Here is an 18,881-nt window from a genome sequence, read left to right on the forward strand (position 1 = left end):
AGTGCGCGAAATCGGGATGCAAAGCGGGATGCGGGCGAGACCCGGCATGACGAAACGCCCTTGCGGCATTCCGGCAGCCCGGCTGGCCTGGAGTTTCCTCGTTAGCCCCGCAGCTTTGCGTCCCCGGCTTTCGACGGGTTTGCCAATGTCGTCAATCTAGGACGACGGCCTGACAAACCTCTGACCCGTCCAACGATTGGGGTGCGAAAGCGGCGGGGAGCGCCACCGGCCGGGAAGGGGGACTGCCCGGAGAACGAGTACTGGCGCGGACCTTAGCCCTGCTCGCCGAGACGGTACTTGCGGATCTTGTCGTGCAGGGTGGTCTTGGCCACGCCCAGGGCTTCGGCGGTGCGGGACAGGCTGCCGCCGTGGCGGCCCAGGGCGTCGGCAATCAGGGCGCGCTCGAACGATTCGACGGATTCCGCCAGCGCCAGGGGCGCGGCCGGGGCGGCGGCGGCAAAGGGGGCCACGCCGGCCTCGATGCCCAGCACGCAGCGGTCGGCCACGTTGCGCAGCTCGCGCACGTTGCCCGGCCAGTCGTAGGCCAGCAACTGCTGCAAGCGGGCCGGATCGGCCGGGGGCGCCGGGCGCTGGTGGCGGGCGGCGGCCTGGAGCAGGAAGTGCTCGAACAGCAGGGGGATGTCCTCCCGACGCTCGCGCAGGGGCGGCAGGGGCAGGGTGGCGACGCTCAGGCGGTAGTAGAGGTCGTTGCGGAAACGCCCCTGGCCGGACAGGGTCAGCAGGTCCTCCTTGGTGGCGGCCACCACCCGGCAATCGATGGGGACCGGCGTGTTGGAGCCCAGGCGCTCCAGGCAGCGCTCCTGCAACACCCGCAGCAGCTTGATCTGCATCGCCACGGGCATGGACTCGATCTCGTCGAGGAACAAGGTGCCGCCGCTGGCGTGCTCGATTTTGCCGATGCGGCGCTTGCCGGCGCCGGTGTAGGCCCCGGCCTCATGGCCGAAGATCTCGCTTTCGAACAGGGTGTCGGGCAGACCGCCGCAGTTGATGGCGACGAAGTTGCCGTGGCGGCGCGGGCCGGCCTCGTGCAGGCAGCGGGCCACCAGTTCCTTGCCGGTGCCGGTCTCGCCGAAGATCAGCACGTCGGCGGCGCTGTTGGCCAGGTCGCCGATCAGCTGGCGCACCCGCACCATGGCCGGCGAACGGCCGATCAGCCGGGCCTCCAGCTGGTCCTGGCTCTCCAGCCGGGCGCGCAGGGCGCGCACTTCCAGGGTCAGGCGGCGCTTGTCCAGGGCGCGTCGGGTCACGTCCACCAGGTGCTCCGGGGCGAAGGGCTTCTCGATGAAATCGTAGGCCCCGTCCTTCATCGCCTGCACCGCCAGGGACACGTCGCCGTGGCCGGTGATCAGCACCACCGGCAGCTCCGGGTCCAGGGCGTGCAGTTCGCGCAGCAGGGCCATGCCGTCGGCGCCGGGCAGACGGATGTCGCTTACCACCACCCCGGCGAAGTTGGCCCCCAGCCGCTTGCGCGCCTGCTCCACCGAGCCGGCGGACTGGGTGGCGATGCCTTCGAGTTGCAGGGCCTGCTCGCAGCCCAGGCGCACGTCCGGGTCGTCCTCGACGATCAGCACGGACAGGGTGGGGGCGGGCGAAGCAAGGGGGGCGTCAGTCATGGCGGTTCTCGTCGGCGGCGGGGATTTCCAGGGTGAACACGGCGCCGCCTTCCGGGTGGTTGTCGCCGTCCAGGGTGCCGCCGAAGTCGCGCACGATGCCGGCGGAGATGGGCAGCCCCAGGCCCAGGCCGACCCCGGCTTCCTTGGTGGTGAAGAAGGGCTCGAACAGGTGGGCGCGCACGTCGTCGCTCAGGCCCGGGCCGTGGTCGCGCACCCGCAGGCGCAGCAGGGTGCCCGCCGCTTCGCCGGACAGTTCCAGGCAGGGCTCGGGCTGGCCGGCCATGGCGTCGAGGGCGTTGCCGATCAGGTTGACCAGCACCTGCTCCAGCCGGTTCGGGTCGCAGTGGGCCACCAGGTCGGCGGCGGGCAGGCGGCTCACGACCCGGGTGCCGCTCTGGCGCAGGCGCTGGTCGAGCAGCGCCAGGGCGTTGTCCAGGGCCTGTTGCAGCACCACCGGCCGGGGCTGGCCCGAGGACTTGCGGGCGAAGGACTTGAGCTGGCCGGTGAGGCTGCCCATGCGGTCCACCAACTGGGCGATGCGCGTCAGGTTGCCACGCACCGTGGGCAGGTCGCCCCGGTCGAGGAACTTGCCAGCGTTGCCGGACAGGGTGCGCAGGGCGGCCAGGGGCTGGTTCAGCTCGTGGGCGATGCCGGCGGACAGCTGGCCGATCACCGCCAGCTTGCCGGCCTGGACCAGCTCGTCCTGGGCGGCGCGCAGGGTGCGCTCGGCGCGGATGCGTTCGGCCACTTCCTCCTGTAAGCGGGCGTTGGCGGCGGACAGGTCGGCGGTGCGCACGGCCACCTTGCGCTCCAGTTCGTCGTGGGCCCGTTGCAGGGCTTCCCGGGCGGCCAGACGGTCGCGCAGGTGGCGGCGCCGCTCGTTGAACATGATCAGCACGATGAACACCAGCACGGCGGCGATGCCGGCCAGGGCGGCCCGGCTGGCGGCCATCTCGCGCACCGGCTCGACGTGGGAGAACACGGTGAGGCTCCAGGGCGTGCCGGGCAGGGGCTGGGACTGGGCCAGGAACTGGCCGGTCACCGGGAACACCGACACCATCTCCGGCCCGACCCGGGGCAGCTTCACCATGCGGGCGCCGTGGTCGAGGGCGGCGATTTCCTTGACGCCCAGGGGGTTGAGGGCGCGCCGGTTGTATTGCTGGGTGCGGTCGAAGGTGTGGCGGGTGGCTTCGTCCAGGGGGGCGAGGGCGGTGAACTTCCAGTCCGGCACCGAGGCCAGGATCACCACCCCGTTCTCGTCCGAGACCAGCACCGGGGCTTCCACCGTGGCCCAGGATTTTTCCAGCTGCTCCAGACTGACCTTGACCACCGCCACGCCCACGGTGCCCTGGGCGTTGGTCAGGGCCGAGGCCAGGTAGTAGCCCGGTTCGCCCCGGGTGGTGCCGATGCCGAAGAAGCGGCTGCTGCCGTTTTCCATGGCGTCGCGGAAGTAGGGGCGGAACGACAGGTCCTCGCCGAGAAAGCTGTCCGGGCGGCGCCAGTTGCTGGTGGCGAGCACCGTGCCCCGGGTGTCGAGCACGTAGACCGACAGGGTGCCGGCCCGGTCGTTGAGCTGTTCCAGGTAGACGTTCATCCGCCGTGCCAGGGGCGTGTCCCGCTCGCCCTTGGCGAGCAGGTCGAGCACGTCCCGCTCCAGCCCCAGGGTGGTGGGGAAGTAGGCGTACTTGTCGATTTCCCGTTCCAGGCTGGCGCTGTAGAGGTCGAGCCGGTGTCGGCCGGTGAGTTGCAGTTCGGCTAGGCCCATGGCCTGACTGACCCGGAAGGTGGCGTAGCTGGCGCCGCCGATCAGCGCGGCCAGGCCCAGCAGCAGGGCCAGGAGGCGGAGCAGGCGTTGCGGGGCGGGCATGATGGGCAGGGCCGGGTCCGGGGCGGAAAACGGCCCCATGCTATCAGGCGCGGCGGCCGCCGGGCGGGGTTCGTCACGCATGGCGGTGGCGGAGGGCGGCTGGCGCGGGGCGGTTGCCGTCGGGCGTCATGGCGGGAGAAAAAGAAGCCCGGCAAAAAGGTGCCGGGCGAACTGGAGGAAGGTTGGGGCGGCGGCGTTGTCGGGCCGCCGCCCGGCGAGGCGGCGTCAGGCCGCTTCGGGGTAGGTTTCGTCCACCACCGGCAGGGATTCCTCGGCGTCGGCCTGGTCGGCCGGCACCGGGTCGATGGCGCCTTCCCACTTGGCCACCACGGCGGTGGCGATGGAGTTGCCCAGCACGTTGGTGACGGTGCGGCCCATGTCGAGGAAGTGGTCGATACCCAGCACCAGCAGCAGGCCGGCTTCCGGCAGGTTGAACATGGGCAGCACGGCGGCCACCACCACCAGGGAGGCCCGGGGCACCCCGGCGATGCCCTTGGAGGACACCATCAGCACCAGCAGCATGGTGATCTGGGCGGTGATGCTCATCGGGATGTCGTAGGCCTGGGCGATGAACAGGGCCAGGAAGGTGGTGTACATCATCGAGCCGTCCAGGTTGAACGAGTAACCCAGGGGCAGGACGAAGCCGGTGACCCGGTTCTTGATGCCGAACTTCTCCAGCTGCTCCATCAGCTTGGGATAGACGGATTCGCTGGAAGCGGTGGAGAAGCCCACCAGCAGCGGGCCGCGCACCAGCTTGAGGAGGCGGAACACGTCCTTGCCCAGCACCGCGAAGCCGGCCAGGATCAGCACGCCCCACAGGGCGGCCAGGGCGACGTAGAAGCTGAGCATGAACTTGCCGAACACCAGCAACATGCCCAGGCCGTTGATGGTGATGGCGGCGGCCACGGCGCCGAACACGCCGAAGGGGGCGAAGCGCATCACGTAGTCGGTGACCTTGAGCATCACGTGCACCACCTCGTCCATGGTGTTCACCAGGGAGCGGGCGGTCTGGTTGTGCAGGTGGCCCAGGGCGACGCCGAAGAACACGGCGAAGATGAGGATTTGCAGCACCTCGTTGCCGGCCATGGCTTCGATCACGCTCTTGGGAAAGACGTGGGTGATGAAGTCCTTCAGGTTGAGGGCGGCGGTCTTCAGGTTGAGGCCGGCGGCGGAATCGGGCAGGGGCACGTTCAGCCCGTGGCCCGGGTGCAGCACGTTGGCGAACAGCAGGCCGATGAAGAGCGAACAGAACGAAGCGCAGATGAACCAGCCCAGGGCGCGGCCGCCGATGCGGCCCACCGCCTTGGCGTCGCCCATGTTGGCCAGGCCCGCCACCAGGGTGGCGAAGATCAGGGGCGCGATGATCATCTTGATCAGGCGCAGGAAGATATCGGTGAGGATGCCGAAATAGCCGGCCAGCTCCTTGGCCGCCGCCGCTTCCGGGACCAGCTCGTGGCAGGCGTAGCCGACGACGATGCCGAGGACGAGGGCAACCCCGATCCAGGTGGTCAGCTTGTTCATTTTCATTGCAGGACTCCTCCCCCGGTCAGGCCGGGATGAAATGGGAATGACGTTGATCGTCTCTTCGGTGGGGGATCAGGGCTTGGCGGCGGGGGCGGCGGGAGCAGCAGGGATGGCCCGCGGCCGGGTCAGCACCTCGGGGCGCAGCACCTCGGCCAGGGCTTCCGGGGTCATCAGCTGCCGGGCCAGCACCACCTCGGTGACGCTTTTGCCGCTGCGGAAGGCCTCCGCCGCCACTTCGGTGGCGTTGGCGTAGCCGATGTAGGGGTTCAGCGCGGTGACGATGCCGATGGAGTTCTCGACGCTGGCGCGCAGGGTGTCCCGGTTGGCGGTGATGCCGTCCACGCAGCGGTCTGCCAGGGTCAGGCAGCCGGCACGCAGGTGGTGAACGCTCTTGAACAGGCTGTGGGCGATGATCGGCTCGAAGGCGTTGAGCTGGAGCTGGCCGGCCTCGGCGGCGAAGGTGACGGTCTGGTCGTTGCCGATCACCTCGTAGGCGATCTGGTTCACCACTTCGGGGATCACCGGGTTCACCTTGCCCGGCATGATCGACGAGCCGGCCTGGCGTGCCGGCAGGTTGATCTCGCCCAGGCCGGCGCGGGGGCCGGAAGAGAGCAGGCGCAGGTCGTTGCAGGTCTTGGACAGCTTCACCGCCACCCGCTTCAGCACGCCGGACAGCTGCACGAAGGAACCGCAGTCCTGGGTGGCTTCCACCAGATTGGGGGCGGTGATGACCGGCACGCCGCTCACTTCGGCGAGCAGGCGGCAGACCAGGGGGGCGTAGTCCGGGTGGGCGTTGATACCGGTGCCGATGGCGGTGGCGCCCAGGTTGATCTCGCGGATCAGCAGGGCCGCTTCCTTGAGCCGTTCCTCGTCCTCGCCGAGCATCACGGCGTAGGTGGAGAACTCCTGGCCCAGGGTCATGGGCACCGCGTCCTGCAACTGGGTGCGGCCCATCTTGAGCACGTCGGCGAATTCGTCGGCCTTGCGCTCGAAGCTGCGGCGCAGGTGGGCCATGGCCTCCACCAGGCGGAAGATGCCCACGTAGGTGGCCAGCTTGAGGGCCGAGGGATACACGTCGTTGGTGGACTGCCCCATGTTGACGTGCTCGTTGGGGTGCAGGTGGGCGTACTCGCCCTTGCCGTGACCGAGGATTTCCAGGGCCCGGTTGGCGATCACCTCGTTGGCGTTCATGTTGGTCGAGGTGCCGGCGCCGCCCTGGATCACGTCCACCACGAACTGGTCGTGCAGCTTGCCGGCGATCAGCTCGCGGCAGGCGGCGACTATGGCGTCGGCCCGGGGGGCGTCGAGCAGGCCGAGCTGCTGGTTGGCGCGGGCGGCGGCCAGCTTGATCTGGGCCAGGGCCCGGATCAGGTCCGGGTAAACGGCGATGGAAATGCCGGTGATGGGAAAGTTTTCCAGGGCGCGCAGGGTATGCACGCCGTAATAGACGTCCGCAGGGACGTTCTTGTCGCCGAGCAGGTCGTGCTCGGAACGGTAGGGGGTGCCGCTCATGGTGTCTCCGGTCTCCTGGTGTGGTGGCCTCTCGTGTGGAGGCCCTCAGGAATTGCACGGAGCGTGCCAGGTAGCGATCCGGCGCAATGCCTTGATCGGAGGTTGTTTTTTTATGACGGTCCGGGCGGGGCGGTCGGATTTACGGATGGCGGGGGGGTGGATCGTTCGGAAATCCGAACGGCAAGGGAGGGGGCGGGACGCCTTTGGCGTGGATGCGCGCGCAGGGATGGGGCCGGCGAAGAACCTCGCCGTCAGGCGAACCTGTTACGATAGCCGCCTTTTTCGTCCTACCGAGTGCCCATGGCCGCCGTCGACCCCGTTTCCTCCGGGAACGCCATGAATGCAGAAGAACGCCGCGCCGGCGTCAGCCTCGCCGCCATCTTCGCCCTGCGCATGCTGGGGCTGTTCCTCATCCTGCCGGTTTTCGCCGTCTATGCCCGGGACCTGCCTTCCGGCCACAACGCCGGGCTGATCGGCCTGGCCATCGGCGCCTACGGCATCACCCAGGCCTTCTTGCAGATTCCCTTCGGCATGGCCTCCGACCGCTTCGGGCGCAAGCCGGTGATCGTGGTCGGGCTGCTGCTGTTCATCGCCGGCAGCATCGTCGCCGCCCTTGCCAACGACCTGCCCCAGATACTGGTGGGCCGCGTCCTTCAGGGCGCCGGGGCGATCTCCGCCGCCGTCACTGCCCTGGCCGCCGACCTGACCCGTGAATCCCAGCGCACCAAGGTCATGGCCATGATCGGATCGAGCATCGGCCTCACCTTCGCCGGCTCCCTGGTGCTGGCGCCGCTGCTGTTCCGCACCGTGGGCATGGGCGGCATCTTCTGGCTCACCGCCCTGCTCGCCGCCGGCGCCATCGCCGCCCTGCTGCTGATCGTGCCCGACCCGGTGCGGGACGTTTCCGCTGCCGAGCGCGGCATCGGCCGGGCCCGCTTCGCCGATGTGCTGCGCGACGGGCGCCTGCTGCGCCTCAACTTCGGCGTGTTTGCCCTGCACCTGATGCAGACCGCCATGTGGGTGGTGGTGCCCGCCGCCCTGGTGCGGGTCGGCGACCTGCCCCTGGGCGAGCACTGGAAGGTGTACCTGCCGGCGGTGCTGGTGTCCTTCGCCGTGATGGTGCCGGCGGTGATCGCCGCCGAGAAGCACGGGCGCATGAAGCTGGTGTTCAACGGCGCCGTGGCCCTGCTGGTGCTGGTGCAGCTGGGGTTCGAAGCCTTCGGCGATTCCCTGGCCGGCCTGTCGTTGTGCCTGACCCTGTTCTTCGTCTCGTTCAACGTGCTGGAAGCCACCCAGCCGTCCCTCATCTCGCGCATCGCCCCGCCCCAGGCCAAGGGCGCGGCTCTGGGGGTGTACAACACCACCCAGTCCCTGGGGCTGTTCCTGGGCGGCGCCGTGGGCGGCGCCATCGTCCAGCGCGCTGGCCCCCACACCGTGTACTGGGCCTGTGCCGGCATCGCCCTGCTGTGGCTGACGGTGGCCGCCACCTTCCAGTTTCCCCCGCCCCGCGGCAAGGATTGAGCTTTTCGCCTGTCGGGCGTTTCGATCGACCGAGGTTCTTGCCAGGAGCGCCGCCGTGGCCCAACCGTTCCGTTCCCTCAGGAAGGGCCTGCTGGTTCTGGCCCTGCTGCTCACCGCCGTTCCCGGCCTGGCACTGGACGTGGGCAAGCCGGCGCCGGATTTGGAGATCGTCCTGGCCGACGGCAAGTCCTTCAAGCTTTCCGAGGCCCGGGGCGAGGTGGTGGTGATCAACCTCTGGGCCACCTGGTGCGAGTTCTGCCGTGAGGAAATGCCGGCCCTGGAGAGCTACTACCGGCGCCACAAGGCCGAGGGCCTGCGCCTGGTGGCGGTGAGCATGGACGACGCGGGGGCGGACGCCCTGGCCCGGGAGGTGATGCGGGCCTACAGCTACCCCATGGGCGTCGGGCGGCAGAGCAACCTGCGCGGGCTGGGCCGCATCTGGCGGCTGCCGATGACCTTCGTGGTGGACCGCCGCGGCATCCTGCGCCGCGACGGCAGCGAGGGCGAGCCTCGGGTCGATCTGCAATCCCTGGAGCGGGAAGTCACTCCCCTGTTGTCAGAGAGCGCCTCCCGCTGATCCGGGTCAGAAGGCGAAGCGCGCGCCCACCGACAGGGTGTAGCGCGGCGTCAGCTGCACGCCCCGCACGTACTGGTACACCGGCAGCTGGACGAAGCCGTAGACCGAAGCCTGCTTGGTAACGGGCACCACCACCCCGGGGCTCAGATACACCAGGGTGCCGCCGGTGCTGGTCTGGTCGGCGCTGGCGCCCCGGTCGTGCTCAACGTAGCGCGTGTTGAGCTGAAGCTGCGGCATGGCCGCGGCGTACCCCATGTAGCGCACTCCCACGTTCAGGTTGTAGCCGGTGCCCGGCCGGTAGTCGTCCTTGCTGTTGAGGGCGGTCTGCACCATGGCCTGGGCGAAGTAATCCCAGTTGCGGCTCAGGCTGTCGAAGAAGTAGGCCCCCAGGATGGCGTCGGTGGTGCCGGTGCCGGGCTGCAGGCCCCGGTCGATGGGGGCGCCGTCCCCGGGATTGGTCGGGTCCGTGGAAATGCCGGTCTTGGTGTAGTTGCCGGTGGGCAGCTTGAGGCCGAACAGGATTCCCACGTTGTGCTGGGGCGTGAAGCCCTGGTAGCGGCCGATCACCTTCACGTCGCCCAGGCTGGACGTCTTCGAGTCGTAGGCCCCGCTCGCCGGGGCGCTGCCGTTCGAGTTGGTGCCGAGGGTCTGGTGGCTGCGGTCGATGTAGGGCAGCTGGACGTTGATCCCCCAGTCGGCGTTGAAGGCATAGTCCAGGCCCAGGGTCAGGTAGTTGTTGCGGGTGTATTTCTCCACTTCCTGGGGCTGACCCTGGGACGTGGTCCGCTGGCTGGCGTCGGCGGCGGAAATCCGGCCGCTGCCGTGGCGCAGCTCGTTCTGGTTCAGGTAGTCGTAGCGCAGGTCCACCTTGAGGCCCGGCTGGTTGGTGAAGCCCTGGCTTTCCCAGTCCGAACTCAGGGTGCAGCCGCAACTGGCGCAGGCCTGGACTGCGCCGGCAGCGGTGGCAAGGGCGAGGGTGGCCAGGGTCTGGCTGAGCGAAGTCATGCGTGGCTTGAACATGGCGGTGGTACCGAGGTGAAAGAACACCCGGCAGTCTAGCCGGGGGGCGCTTTGCCATTCCTGCGGCAATCCGCCGCACTCCGGCATGGCCGCCGGACCGGAGGGTGCGGCGCCAGGACGCGCGGCATCAGGCCGCGCGGCATTAGGTCTCTTTTCGCCTTCCGGTGGGCGCAACAGAATGCGCTCGCCTGCCCGGCCGCCCGGGCCGGGGGGGTAACCGGTCCTCCGGCCGGCGGCGGGGCGTCCGTCCAGGAGCCGCCAACGCCATGAACCCGCCAAGTCCGCTGCCGTCCCCTTCCTCCCCGTCCTCGCCTGTGCCCGCATCCGGCTTCCGCCGCGGGCTGGGGGGGCACCTGGCGGCGCTTCTGGTGCTCAAGGCGGTCCTGTTGTTCCTGCTCTGGACTTGTTGCATCGCGCCGTACCGCGTCCATGTCGACGCGCCGCACATGGCCGAGCGCATTGCCGGGGCCCCTGCAAACCAATCCATGAGAGATACCCGCCATGATCGATCCGATGGTCGTTGATTTGTCGCGGCTGCAATTCGCCGCGACAGCGATGTACCACTTCCTGTTCGTCCCGCTGACCCTGGGGCTGTCCTGGCTGCTGGTGGTGATGGAAGCGGCCTATGTGATGACCGGGAAGGATGTCTACCGGGACATGACCAAGTTCTGGGGCAAGCTTTACGGCATCAACTTCGCCCTGGGCGTCACCACCGGCATCACCATGGAGTTCCAGTTCGGCACCAACTGGGCCTACTACTCCCATTACGTGGGCGACATCTTCGGCGCCCCCCTGGCCATCGAGGGGCTGATGGCGTTCTTCCTCGAATCGACCATGGTCGGCCTGTTCTTCTTCGGCTGGAACCGGCTGTCGAAGGTCGGGCACTTCTCCGTCACGCTGTTGATGGCCCTGGGCACCAACCTTTCCGCCGTGCTCATCCTGATCGCCAACGGCTGGATGCAGGACCCGGTGGGGGCCGCCTTCAACCCGGTGACGATGCGCATGGAGCTGGTGGATTTCGCCGCCCTGGTGTTCAACCCGGTGGCCCAGTCCAAGTTCGTGCATACCGTGGCGGCGGGCTATGTCACCGGTTCGCTGTTCGTTCTGGGCATTTCATCCTGGTACCTGCTCAAGGGGCTGCACGTGGACTTTGCCCGGCGCTCGTTCCGCATCGCTGCGGCGTTCGGCCTGGCCGGCTGCCTGTCGGTGATCGTGCTCGGCGACGAATCGGGCTATGCCGTGTCCGAGTCGCAGAAGTCCAAGCTGGCGGCGATCGAGGCCATGTGGGAAACGGAGCCCGCCCCGGCCGGCTTCAACCTGCTGGCCTGGCCCAACGACGCGCGCCAAGCCAACGACTGGGAGGTGCGCATTCCCTATGCCCTGGGGTTGATCGCCACCCGCTCGGTAAGCAAGACCCTGCCAGGGATCAAGGAGATCCGGGCGGCCAACCGGGAGCGCATCGAGTCCGGCCGCCTGGCCGTCCTGGCCCTGGAAGCCTGGCGCAAGAATCCGGGCGATCTGGAGGCCAAGGCGCGCTTCCAGGCCCATGAGAAGGACATGGGCTACGGACTGTTGCTCAAGAAGTACACGGAGGACCTGACCCAGGTCACCCCGACCATGCTGGATCAGGCCGCCCACGATTCTGTTCCCCGGGTGGCGCCCCTGTTCTGGACCTTCCGCCTGATGGTGGCCCTGGGCTTTGCCATGCTCGCCCTGGTGGCTCTGGCGTTCTGGCACGGCATGAAGGGCACTTTCCAGGACAAGCCCTGGCTGTTGCGCTGGGCCCTCTGGTTCATTCCGGCGCCGTGGATCGCCATCCAGTCCGGCTGGTTCGTCGCCGAGTACGGCCGCCAGCCGTGGACGGTGTTCGGCATGCTGCCCACCCATCTGTCTGCCTCCAGCCTGTCCGCCGCCAGCCTGTACGGCTCGATCTCCGGCTTCGTCGGCTTCTACACCGTGCTGCTGGTCGCCGAGATGTTCCTGATGTTCAAGTACGCCCGTCTTGGCCCCGACGCCCTGAAGGCGGCTCCCGCTCCCGCCGACGCCCAGGCCGTGCCGGCCCATTCCTGAGGAGGACGATGCAATGCTGTTCGATTACCTGACCCTGAAGCTCATCTGGTGGCTGCTGGTCGGCGTGCTGCTCATCGGCTTTGCCATCATGGACGGCCACGACATGGGCGTGGGCATCCTGCTGCCCATCCTCGGCAAGGACGACACCGACCGCCGGGTGATGATCAACACCGTGGCCCCCCACTGGGACGGCAACCAGGTGTGGTTCATCACCGCCGGCGGCGCCATCTTCGCCGCCTGGCCCTTCGTTTATGCCACCGCTTTTTCCGGCATGTACTGGGCCCTGCTGCTGGTGTTGTTCGCCCTGTTCTTCCGCCCCGTCGGCTTCGAGTACCGTTCCAAACTGCCTAACCCGGCTTGGCGCCGCTCATGGGACTGGGGCCTGTTCGCCGGCAGCGCGGTGCCGGCCCTAGTGTTCGGCGTGGCCTTCGGCAACCTCTTCCAGGGGGTGCCCTTCCACCTGGACGAGACCATGCGCTCCTTTTACACCGGCAGCTTCTGGGCGCTGCTCAACCCCTTCGCATTGCTCTGCGGCGTGGTGAGCCTGTCCTTGCTGGCCTTGCAGGGCGCTACCTTCCTCGCCCACCGTACCGACGGGGCGCTTCAGGCTCGGGCCCGGAGCGCCGGGCTGGTGGCGGCCACCGTGTTGCTGCTGTCCTTCTCGGCTGGCGGGCTGTGGGTATCGCACCTCGACGGCTACGTGATCCGGTCGATTCCGGACGTGGGCGGCGCCCTCAACCCGCTGATGAAGGAAGTGGGCCGGGAGACCGGCGCCTGGTTCGCCAACTACCGCGCCCATGCCGCGCTCTGGCTGGTGCCCGCCGTGGCCTACGCCGGGGCGCTGCTGGCCATGGCCGGGTTGGACCGGGGCAAGACCCTGCTGGCGTTCATTGCCTCGTCCCTGTCCTGCCTGGCGGTAATTTTGACCGCCGGCGTGGCCTTATTCCCCTTCGTCCTGCCGTCCTCCACCATGCCCAAGGCCAGCCTTACCGCCTGGGACGCCACGTCCAGCTACGTCACCCTGAACGTGATGCTCTACGTGGCCCTGATCTTCACCCCCATCGTGCTGGCCTACACCGGCTGGGCCTACCGGGTGATGGCCGGCAAGGTGACCCGGGATTACGTGGCCGCCAACGACAAGGCCCTTTACTGACCGCAACGAAGGAGTTCCGCCATGTGGTATTTCGCCTGGATACTGGGCCTTGGCCTGGCCGTCCTGCTCGCCCTGGTCAATGCCCTCTGGTTCGAAGCCCAGGAGCAGCGCCGCAAGGGCTGACGCCGGATTCTTACCTTGATTTGACCTGAACCAGGAACGGGCCGCAGTGCGGCCCGTTCCGCATGGAACTGCGACGTTGTGTCACTCCCTGTCGCCAGGCTGGCTGGGCATGATCCGCCCTTTACAAAAAAGACAGGGAGCTGACATGACGTTGCGTTTGTCGCGGGTTTCCGCGGCCGTTGCCGCCGCTTTGGCGGCGCCGTTGGCCGTTTGGGCCGCGCCGGCCGCCGATGAGCCGGTGCTTTCCCCCGTGGTGGTGACCGCTCCCCAGGAAGAAGCCCCCCTCAAGGTGGTGACCGATCCCAAGCAGCCGCGCCAGCCGATCCCGGCCCACGACGGCGCCGATTTCCTCAAGACCATTCCCGGTTTCTCCGAGATCCGCAAGGGCGGCACCGACGGCGATCCGGTGTTCCGCGGCATGTCCGGCTCGCGCCTGGGCATCCTGCTCGACGGCCAGGAAATCTACGGCGGCTGCGGCGGGCGCATGGACCCGCCCACGGCCTACGTCTATCCCGAATCCTACGACCGGGTCACCGTCCTCAAAGGGCCCCAGACCGTGCGCTACGGTGCCGGCATGAGCGCCGCGGTGGTGCTGTTCGAGCGCGACATCGCACGCTTCCGAGATCCCGGCGTGAAATTCAATGGCAGCCTGACCGTCGGCAGCTTCGGCCGCCGCGACGAGGTGGCCGACCTGCGCGCCGGCAGCCAGGATTTCTACGTCCAGGCCAGCGGCACCCACGCCCACGCCGACAACTACAAGGACGGGGACGGCAAGGAGGTGAATTCCCGCTACACCCGCTGGAACGCCAGCGGCGCCGTGGGCTGGACCCCGGACAACGACACCCGCCTCGAACTGTCGATGGCCCAGAGCGATGGCCGCGCCGCCTACGCCGACCGGACCATGGACGGTTCCAAGTTCGCCCGGGAGAACCTGGCATTGCGCTTCGAGAAGGCACGCCTGTCGTCCCTGGTGCAGAAGGTCGAGGCGCTGGCGTACTACAACCACATCGACCACGTGATGGACAACTATTCCCTGCGGCCCCAGCCCGCCGCTGGAAAGTTCGCCGCCATGAACCCGGATCGGACCACCACCGGTGGCCGCTTCGCCATCACCCTGACGCCGCTCGAGTCCCTCGAAGTGGTGCTGGGGGCCGACGGCAAGAGCGATCAGCACCGCATCCGCAGCGCCATGATGAAGGCCAATGCCGATGCCGCCACTGCCTTCTACGAAGGCCTGCCGTACAAGCAGGACATGCGCTTCGGCCAGTTCGGCCTGTTTTCCGAGGCGACCTATCACCTTGCTCCCGCCCAGCGGATCGTCGGTGGTCTGCGGGTGGACTGGCACGAGGCCAAGGACAGTCGGCCCAACATGTATAGCCCTGCCACCAGCCCGACCAACACCACCCTGGGCAAGGAAGACCGCAAGACCCTGGGCAGCGGCTTCCTGCGCTATGAGCAGGATTTGCAGAACTTTGCCGGTCGCGGCACCTACTACGTGGGCCTGGGCCATGTGGAGCGCTTCGCCGACTACTGGGAGCGCCTGGAAAAGGATCAGGACACGGGCAAGAGCGTCTTCCTGTCCCTGCGTCCGGAAAAAACTACCCAGCTCGATGCCGGCGTGAACTGGAAGGGCGCGGATTGGAATGCTTCCGTGTCCGGCTTTGCCGCCAAGATCAACGACTACCTGCTGATCAACTGGGACAAGGGCCTCACCCGCAACGTGGATGCCACCACCCTGGGCGGCGAGGCCGAGGCCGGCTACCAGTTGGCGCCCAACTGGAAGACCCAGGGCACCCTGGCCTACGTCTGGGGGCGTAACGACACCGACGGCAAGCCCCTGGCCCAGCAACCGCCCCTGGAGTTCCGCTGGTCCCTGCTCTACGACAACAACACCTACTCCTTCGGCGCCCTGTGGCGGGTCGTGGCGGCCCAGCACCGCTACGACCTGGGGTCCGGCAACATCGTCATGAACGGCAAGGACATCGGCCCCTCGGGCGGCTTCAGCGTGTTTTCCCTGAACGCCGGGTGGAAACCGCACAAGACCACTCTGGTCACCGCTGGGGTGGACAACCTGTTCAACCGCACCTATGCCGAGTTCCTGTCCCGTACCGGCAGCAGCCTGCCCGGCTTCGTCTTCCCGCCCAATACCCGCATCAACGAACCGGGGCGGACCTTCTGGCTGAAGGCCCAGATCGCCTTGTAAGCCCGTCCCCGGCGGATGCCGGGGATTGCCGGTCGGCGCGGCGGACAAACGGGTATACTTGTCCGCCAACCCATTTTTTCGGGCGCCCGGCCCCCGCCCTGCGGCGGGGGCCGGGCGCCTGTCTTAGATCGAACGGCAACCCCGGCCCCGCCGGGGCGCCCTGGACGGAGACCGCCCGCATGGCATCCCTCAACAAAGTCATCCTCATCGGCAACCTGGGTGCCGATCCCGAATCCCGCTATCTGCCCAACGGTGACGCCGTGGCCAACCTGCGCCTGGCCACCACCGACACCTACAAGGACAAGGCCTCCGGCGAGCGCCGCGAAGTGACCGAGTGGCACCGGGTGGTGATGTTCCGCCGCCTGGCCGAGATCGCCACCCAGTACCTGAAGAAGGGTAGCCAGATCTACATCGAAGGCCGCATCAAGACCCGCAAATGGCAGGACCAGAGCGGCCAGGAGCGCTACACCACCGAAATCGAAGCCACCGAGATGAAGATGCTCGGCGGCCGCCGCGACAGCGCCGGCGGCGGCGACTACGGCAACGACAGCTACGGCGGCGGCGACGACTATTCCCAGGCCCCGGCGCCGGCGCCCCGTGCCTCCGGCGGCGGCGCTCCCCGCGCCCCGGCCAAGGCCGATCCGTTCACCATGGACGACGACATTCCGTTCTAATCCCGACCTAGTTGTTCCTGTTGGGAATTGAAGACCCCGGTTACCGACGTAATCGGGGTCTTGTCTTTTGGACTGCGGCCCATGCCGCTTCCCCCGCATTTAGGAAGGCAACACCATGAGCCACTTCAAGCCCGTCGACCTCGCCCATGCGAGCCGGCTCATCAACCATGGCCCGACGGTCCTGGTCACCAGCCGCCACGGCGAGCGGCGCAACGTGATGGCGGCGGCCTGGTCGATGCCGGTGGAGTTCACCCCGCCGCGCATTGCCGTGGTGGTGGACAAGCACACCTTCACCCGGGAACTGATGCAGGCCAGCGGCACCTTCGGCCTGTGCATCCCCGGCGCCGCCCTGGTGGATCTGACCTATGCCGTGGGCAGCGTCAGCGGCCGCGACCTGGACAAGTTCGCCCGCTTCGCAATTTCCGCCAGGGACGGGGCGGCCACCGGCGTTCCCCTGATCGAATCGGGTTGCGCCGCCTGGCTCGAATGCCGGCTGATCCCCGAACCCCATACCGAAACCGCCTACGACACCTGCTTCGCCGAGGTGGTGGCCGCGGCGGCGGACAGCCGCGTTTTTGCCGGTGGTCACTGGAATTTCGATGCCGGCAATGCCGATCTGCACACCATCCATCACCTGGGCGCCGGCAATTTCGTGCGTGCCGGCGACGTGCTCAAGGCGAAGGGCTCGCCGGGCGCCTGACCGGCCTATTGCGCTGGCCCCGCTAGGGCAGGGGCGGCGCGTCGGGGGACGGGGCCAGGCCGAATTCTTCCCGGCAGCAGTCCAGCCAGGCCCGGGCCGCCCGGGACAGGTAGCCCTGGCGCCAGACCAGCCCCAGTTCCCAGATCAGGGCCGGGGAGGCCAGGGGGCGGCAGTCCACCCGGGCCGGGTCGAAGCGCCCGGCCACGTGGGCGGGCAGGATCGCCACCCCCACGTCGGCCCCCACCAGGTCGCCGATGAAGTCCCAGTAGCGGCTCTGGGCGGCGATCTCCGGCGTGAAGCCGGCGGCCCGGCAGCCGTCGGCGATGAGCCGGGGCAGGGCGAAGTCGTCCTCGTACATGACGAAGGGCAGGCCGGCCAGCTCGGCCAGGGCCACCGGCCCCGGGTGGGCCGGCGCCCGGGCGCGGGGAAAGAGCGCCACCACGCTCTGCCGGGCCACCGAGAGCTGGGCCAGTTGGGCGGCCAGCTCCGGCCGGCCCAGGGGCAGCAGGGTCACGCCGATGTCCAGGTCGCCCTCGGCCACCCCCGCTTCCAGGGCCCGGGCGCCCTGTTCGCGCAGGCGCAGGGTGACGCCGGGGTGGCGGCGCCGGTAGGCGCCGATCACCGGGGCGAAGTAGGGGCCGGCGGTGGGGGGAATGCCCACGGTCAGTTCGCCCCGGGCCAGGCCCTCCACGTCGGCCACGTCGCGGCGCAGCCGGCCCACCTCGGCGAGCACCGCCCGGCCCCGCTCCAGCACCACCCGGCCGGCGTCGGTGAGTTGCAGGCGGCGGCCGTCGCGGATCAGCAGGGGGCCGCCCAGTTCGTCCTCCAGGGCGCGCACCATCTTGCTGATGGTGGGCTGGGTAACGTGCAGGGCTTCTGCCGCCCGGGTGAAGCTTTGCTGTTCGACCACTTCGACGAAGTAGCGCAGGGCACGCACGTCCATATTGCATTCCAGATTTGAATCGATTGGATGATTATTATTCATTTCACGCATCGACGGTGGCTGCCTACACTGGCGGCATCCTGATCCCGCGTGCCGGCCACGCCGCTTCGATGCCCCGTTCTTCCGCCGCCAAGGCGTCCAAAACTGCCACTGCCGCCGCCTCCGCAGTTTCCACGGCGACTACCCCCGCCGACCTTCCGCCGCTGCGCCGCCTGGGCGCGGTCCTGGCCCAGGTGGGCCTGTTGTGCGGCCTGTGGCTGGCCGCCGAGTCCCTGCGCCGCCATTTCGCCCTGCCCGTGCCGGCGGGGCTGCTCGGCTTCCTGGCCCTGGCCGCCGGGTTGTTCTCCGGCCTGGTGCGGGTGCACTGGCTGCGCCACGGCGCCAACTGGCTGCTTGGCGAGATGGTGCTGTTCTTCGTCCCGGCCATGCTGGTGGTGACCCAGTACCCGGACCTGGTGCGCCACGACGGCTGGCGCATCGCCCTGGTGATCGGCCTAAGTACGGTGTTGGTGATGGCTGCCACCGCCCTGGCGGTGGACCGGGTGCACCGGCTGGAGCTGTGGCTGGCGCGTCGCCGCGGCCCCCGCGGGAGCCGGGCATGAGCGACGCCCTGCTGGCCGCCCTGTCGTTCGCCGCCACGGTGGGGTTGTATTACGCCAACAAACACCTCTACGCGCGGCGGCGCCACCCCCTGCTGATGCCGCTGCTGGCCACCCCGGTGCTGTTGCTCCTGCTGGTGCTGGGGGCGGGCATCCCCTACCGGGACTACATTGCCGACACCCGCTGGCTGATCTGGCTACTCGGCCCGGCCACCATCGCCTTCGCCCTGCCCATGTACGACCACCGGGCTATGCTGCGTCGCCACGGCCTGTCGATCGCCGCCGGGGTGGTGGTGGCCAGCGCCACCTCCATCGTCAGTTCGGTATGGCTGGCCCGGGCCCTGGGCCTGTCGCCCCTGCTGCAAAAGGGGCTGGCAGTGCGTTCGGTGACCACCCCCTTCGCCGTGGAAGCGGCCCGCAGCCTGGGCGGCCCCCCCGATCTGGCGGCCCTGTTTGTGCTGATGACCGGGGTCACCGGCATGCTGGTGGGCGAGGCGGTGCTGGCCTGGCTGCCCATGGTGCGCAGCCGCCTGGCCCAGGGCGCCGTGTTCGGCGGCGCTGCCCACGGCGGCGGCACGGCCAAGGCGCGCCAGCTGGGCGAGGTCCAGGGTGTGGTGGCGGCCCTGGTGATGATGATCGCCGGCGCCGCCAACGTGGCCGCGGCGCCCCTCATCCGCCGCTTGTTTTTCTAGGGGTGGGATGGCGCCGGACCCGGCTTGGCCGGGCAGTTACAATGAGCGTTTGTACCTCGCACTTTCCGA

17 protein-coding genes and 1 riboswitch are annotated in these 18,881 nt (G+C 68.6%); of the genes, 11 read left to right on the plus strand and 6 right to left on the minus strand.

Going from position 1 to position 18,881, the window contains the following annotated elements; translation table 11 throughout:
* Positions 1-69 precede the first annotated feature (69 nt).
* Positions 70-154, minus strand: a riboswitch (cyclic di-GMP riboswitch).
* Positions 155-272: 118 nt separating this feature from the next.
* From LWW89_RS00410 to aspA, 4 genes are all read right to left on the minus strand, one after another.
* Positions 273-1,634 carry a sigma-54 dependent transcriptional regulator gene (locus LWW89_RS00410; protein WP_293259429.1) on the minus strand — a complete coding sequence of 454 codons (1,362 nt, stop codon included), beginning with the start codon at positions 1,632-1,634 and terminating at the stop codon, positions 273-275.
* Entirely contained in the window at positions 1,627-3,582 is a 1,956-nt protein-coding gene (locus LWW89_RS00415) for an ATP-binding protein (protein WP_293259432.1), read from the minus strand. The genes LWW89_RS00410 and LWW89_RS00415 overlap by 8 nt, the downstream gene beginning before the upstream one ends.
* Positions 3,583-3,726: 144 nt before the next feature.
* Complete coding sequence (locus tag LWW89_RS00420; protein ID WP_293259435.1) at positions 3,727-5,028, minus strand: dicarboxylate/amino acid:cation symporter; 1,302 nt, start codon at positions 5,026-5,028, stop codon at positions 3,727-3,729.
* 69 nt (positions 5,029-5,097) lie between these two features.
* Positions 5,098-6,537, minus strand: coding sequence for an aspartate ammonia-lyase (aspA, locus tag LWW89_RS00425; protein ID WP_293259438.1), 1,440 nt, complete (start codon positions 6,535-6,537; stop codon positions 5,098-5,100).
* 336 nt (positions 6,538-6,873) lie between these two features.
* Between aspA and LWW89_RS00430 the strand changes: the two genes are divergently transcribed.
* Entirely contained in the window at positions 6,874-8,058 is a 1,185-nt protein-coding gene (locus LWW89_RS00430; protein ID WP_293260297.1) for an MFS transporter, read from the plus strand.
* A gap of 55 nt (positions 8,059-8,113) precedes the next feature.
* Positions 8,114-8,635, plus strand: coding sequence for a TlpA disulfide reductase family protein (locus LWW89_RS00435; protein WP_293259441.1), 522 nt, complete (start codon positions 8,114-8,116; stop codon positions 8,633-8,635).
* Positions 8,636-8,641: 6 nt separating this feature from the next.
* Here the strand turns inward: LWW89_RS00435 and LWW89_RS00440 are convergent, their stop codons facing one another.
* Positions 8,642-9,640: a hypothetical protein gene (locus LWW89_RS00440; protein ID WP_293259444.1), complete on the minus strand. Its 999-nt coding sequence runs from the start codon at positions 9,638-9,640 to the stop codon at positions 8,642-8,644.
* A 281-nt stretch (positions 9,641-9,921) separates the two neighbouring features.
* Between LWW89_RS00440 and cydP the strand changes: the two genes are divergently transcribed.
* From cydP to LWW89_RS00470, 7 genes are all read left to right on the plus strand, one after another.
* Complete coding sequence (gene cydP / locus LWW89_RS17525; protein ID WP_365780761.1) at positions 9,922-10,179, plus strand: cytochrome oxidase putative small subunit CydP; 258 nt, start codon at positions 9,922-9,924, stop codon at positions 10,177-10,179.
* Positions 10,157-11,725 (plus strand): cytochrome ubiquinol oxidase subunit I, encoded by a 1,569-nt coding sequence (locus tag LWW89_RS00445; protein ID WP_293259447.1) that lies wholly within the window; start codon positions 10,157-10,159, stop codon positions 11,723-11,725. The genes cydP and LWW89_RS00445 overlap by 23 nt, the downstream gene beginning before the upstream one ends.
* A gap of 13 nt (positions 11,726-11,738) precedes the next feature.
* Positions 11,739-12,878, plus strand: a complete 1,140-nt coding sequence (gene cydB / locus LWW89_RS00450; protein WP_293259450.1) for a cytochrome d ubiquinol oxidase subunit II — start codon at positions 11,739-11,741, stop codon at positions 12,876-12,878.
* Positions 12,879-12,899: 21 nt separating this feature from the next.
* Positions 12,900-13,001, plus strand: a complete 102-nt coding sequence (cydX, locus tag LWW89_RS00455) for a cytochrome bd-I oxidase subunit CydX (RefSeq protein WP_293259453.1) — start codon at positions 12,900-12,902, stop codon at positions 12,999-13,001.
* Positions 13,002-13,239: 238 nt separating this feature from the next.
* Positions 13,240-15,204: a TonB-dependent copper receptor gene (locus LWW89_RS00460; RefSeq protein WP_293259455.1), complete on the plus strand. Its 1,965-nt coding sequence runs from the start codon at positions 13,240-13,242 to the stop codon at positions 15,202-15,204.
* Positions 15,205-15,383: 179 nt separating this feature from the next.
* A complete protein-coding gene (gene ssb, locus LWW89_RS00465) occupies positions 15,384-15,878 on the plus strand; it encodes a single-stranded DNA-binding protein (protein ID WP_293259458.1) in 495 nt (164 codons plus the stop codon).
* A 115-nt stretch (positions 15,879-15,993) separates the two neighbouring features.
* Positions 15,994-16,578 carry a flavin reductase family protein gene (locus LWW89_RS00470; RefSeq protein ID WP_293259461.1) on the plus strand — a complete coding sequence of 195 codons (585 nt, stop codon included), beginning with the start codon at positions 15,994-15,996 and terminating at the stop codon, positions 16,576-16,578.
* Positions 16,579-16,600: 22 nt separating this feature from the next.
* Here LWW89_RS00470 and LWW89_RS00475 read toward each other — a convergent pair whose 3' ends face one another.
* The gene (locus tag LWW89_RS00475) at positions 16,601-17,521 is read right to left on the minus strand and encodes a LysR substrate-binding domain-containing protein (RefSeq protein ID WP_293259464.1); all 921 of its coding nucleotides are present in this window, start codon (positions 17,519-17,521) and stop codon (positions 16,601-16,603) included.
* Between the two features lie 56 nt (positions 17,522-17,577).
* On the opposite strand from LWW89_RS00475, the gene LWW89_RS00480 reads away from it, so the two are divergent.
* Positions 17,578-18,123, plus strand: coding sequence for a CidA/LrgA family protein (locus LWW89_RS00480; RefSeq protein ID WP_293259467.1), 546 nt, complete (start codon positions 17,578-17,580; stop codon positions 18,121-18,123).
* Positions 18,120-18,812 (plus strand): LrgB family protein, encoded by a 693-nt coding sequence (locus LWW89_RS00485; RefSeq protein WP_293259470.1) that lies wholly within the window; start codon positions 18,120-18,122, stop codon positions 18,810-18,812. Before LWW89_RS00480 ends, LWW89_RS00485 begins: the two co-directional genes overlap by 4 nt.
* Positions 18,813-18,881 lie beyond the last annotated feature (69 nt).

Source organism: Oryzomicrobium sp. (assembly GCF_021287045.1).
Taxonomy (GTDB): domain Bacteria; phylum Pseudomonadota; class Gammaproteobacteria; order Burkholderiales; family Rhodocyclaceae; genus Oryzomicrobium.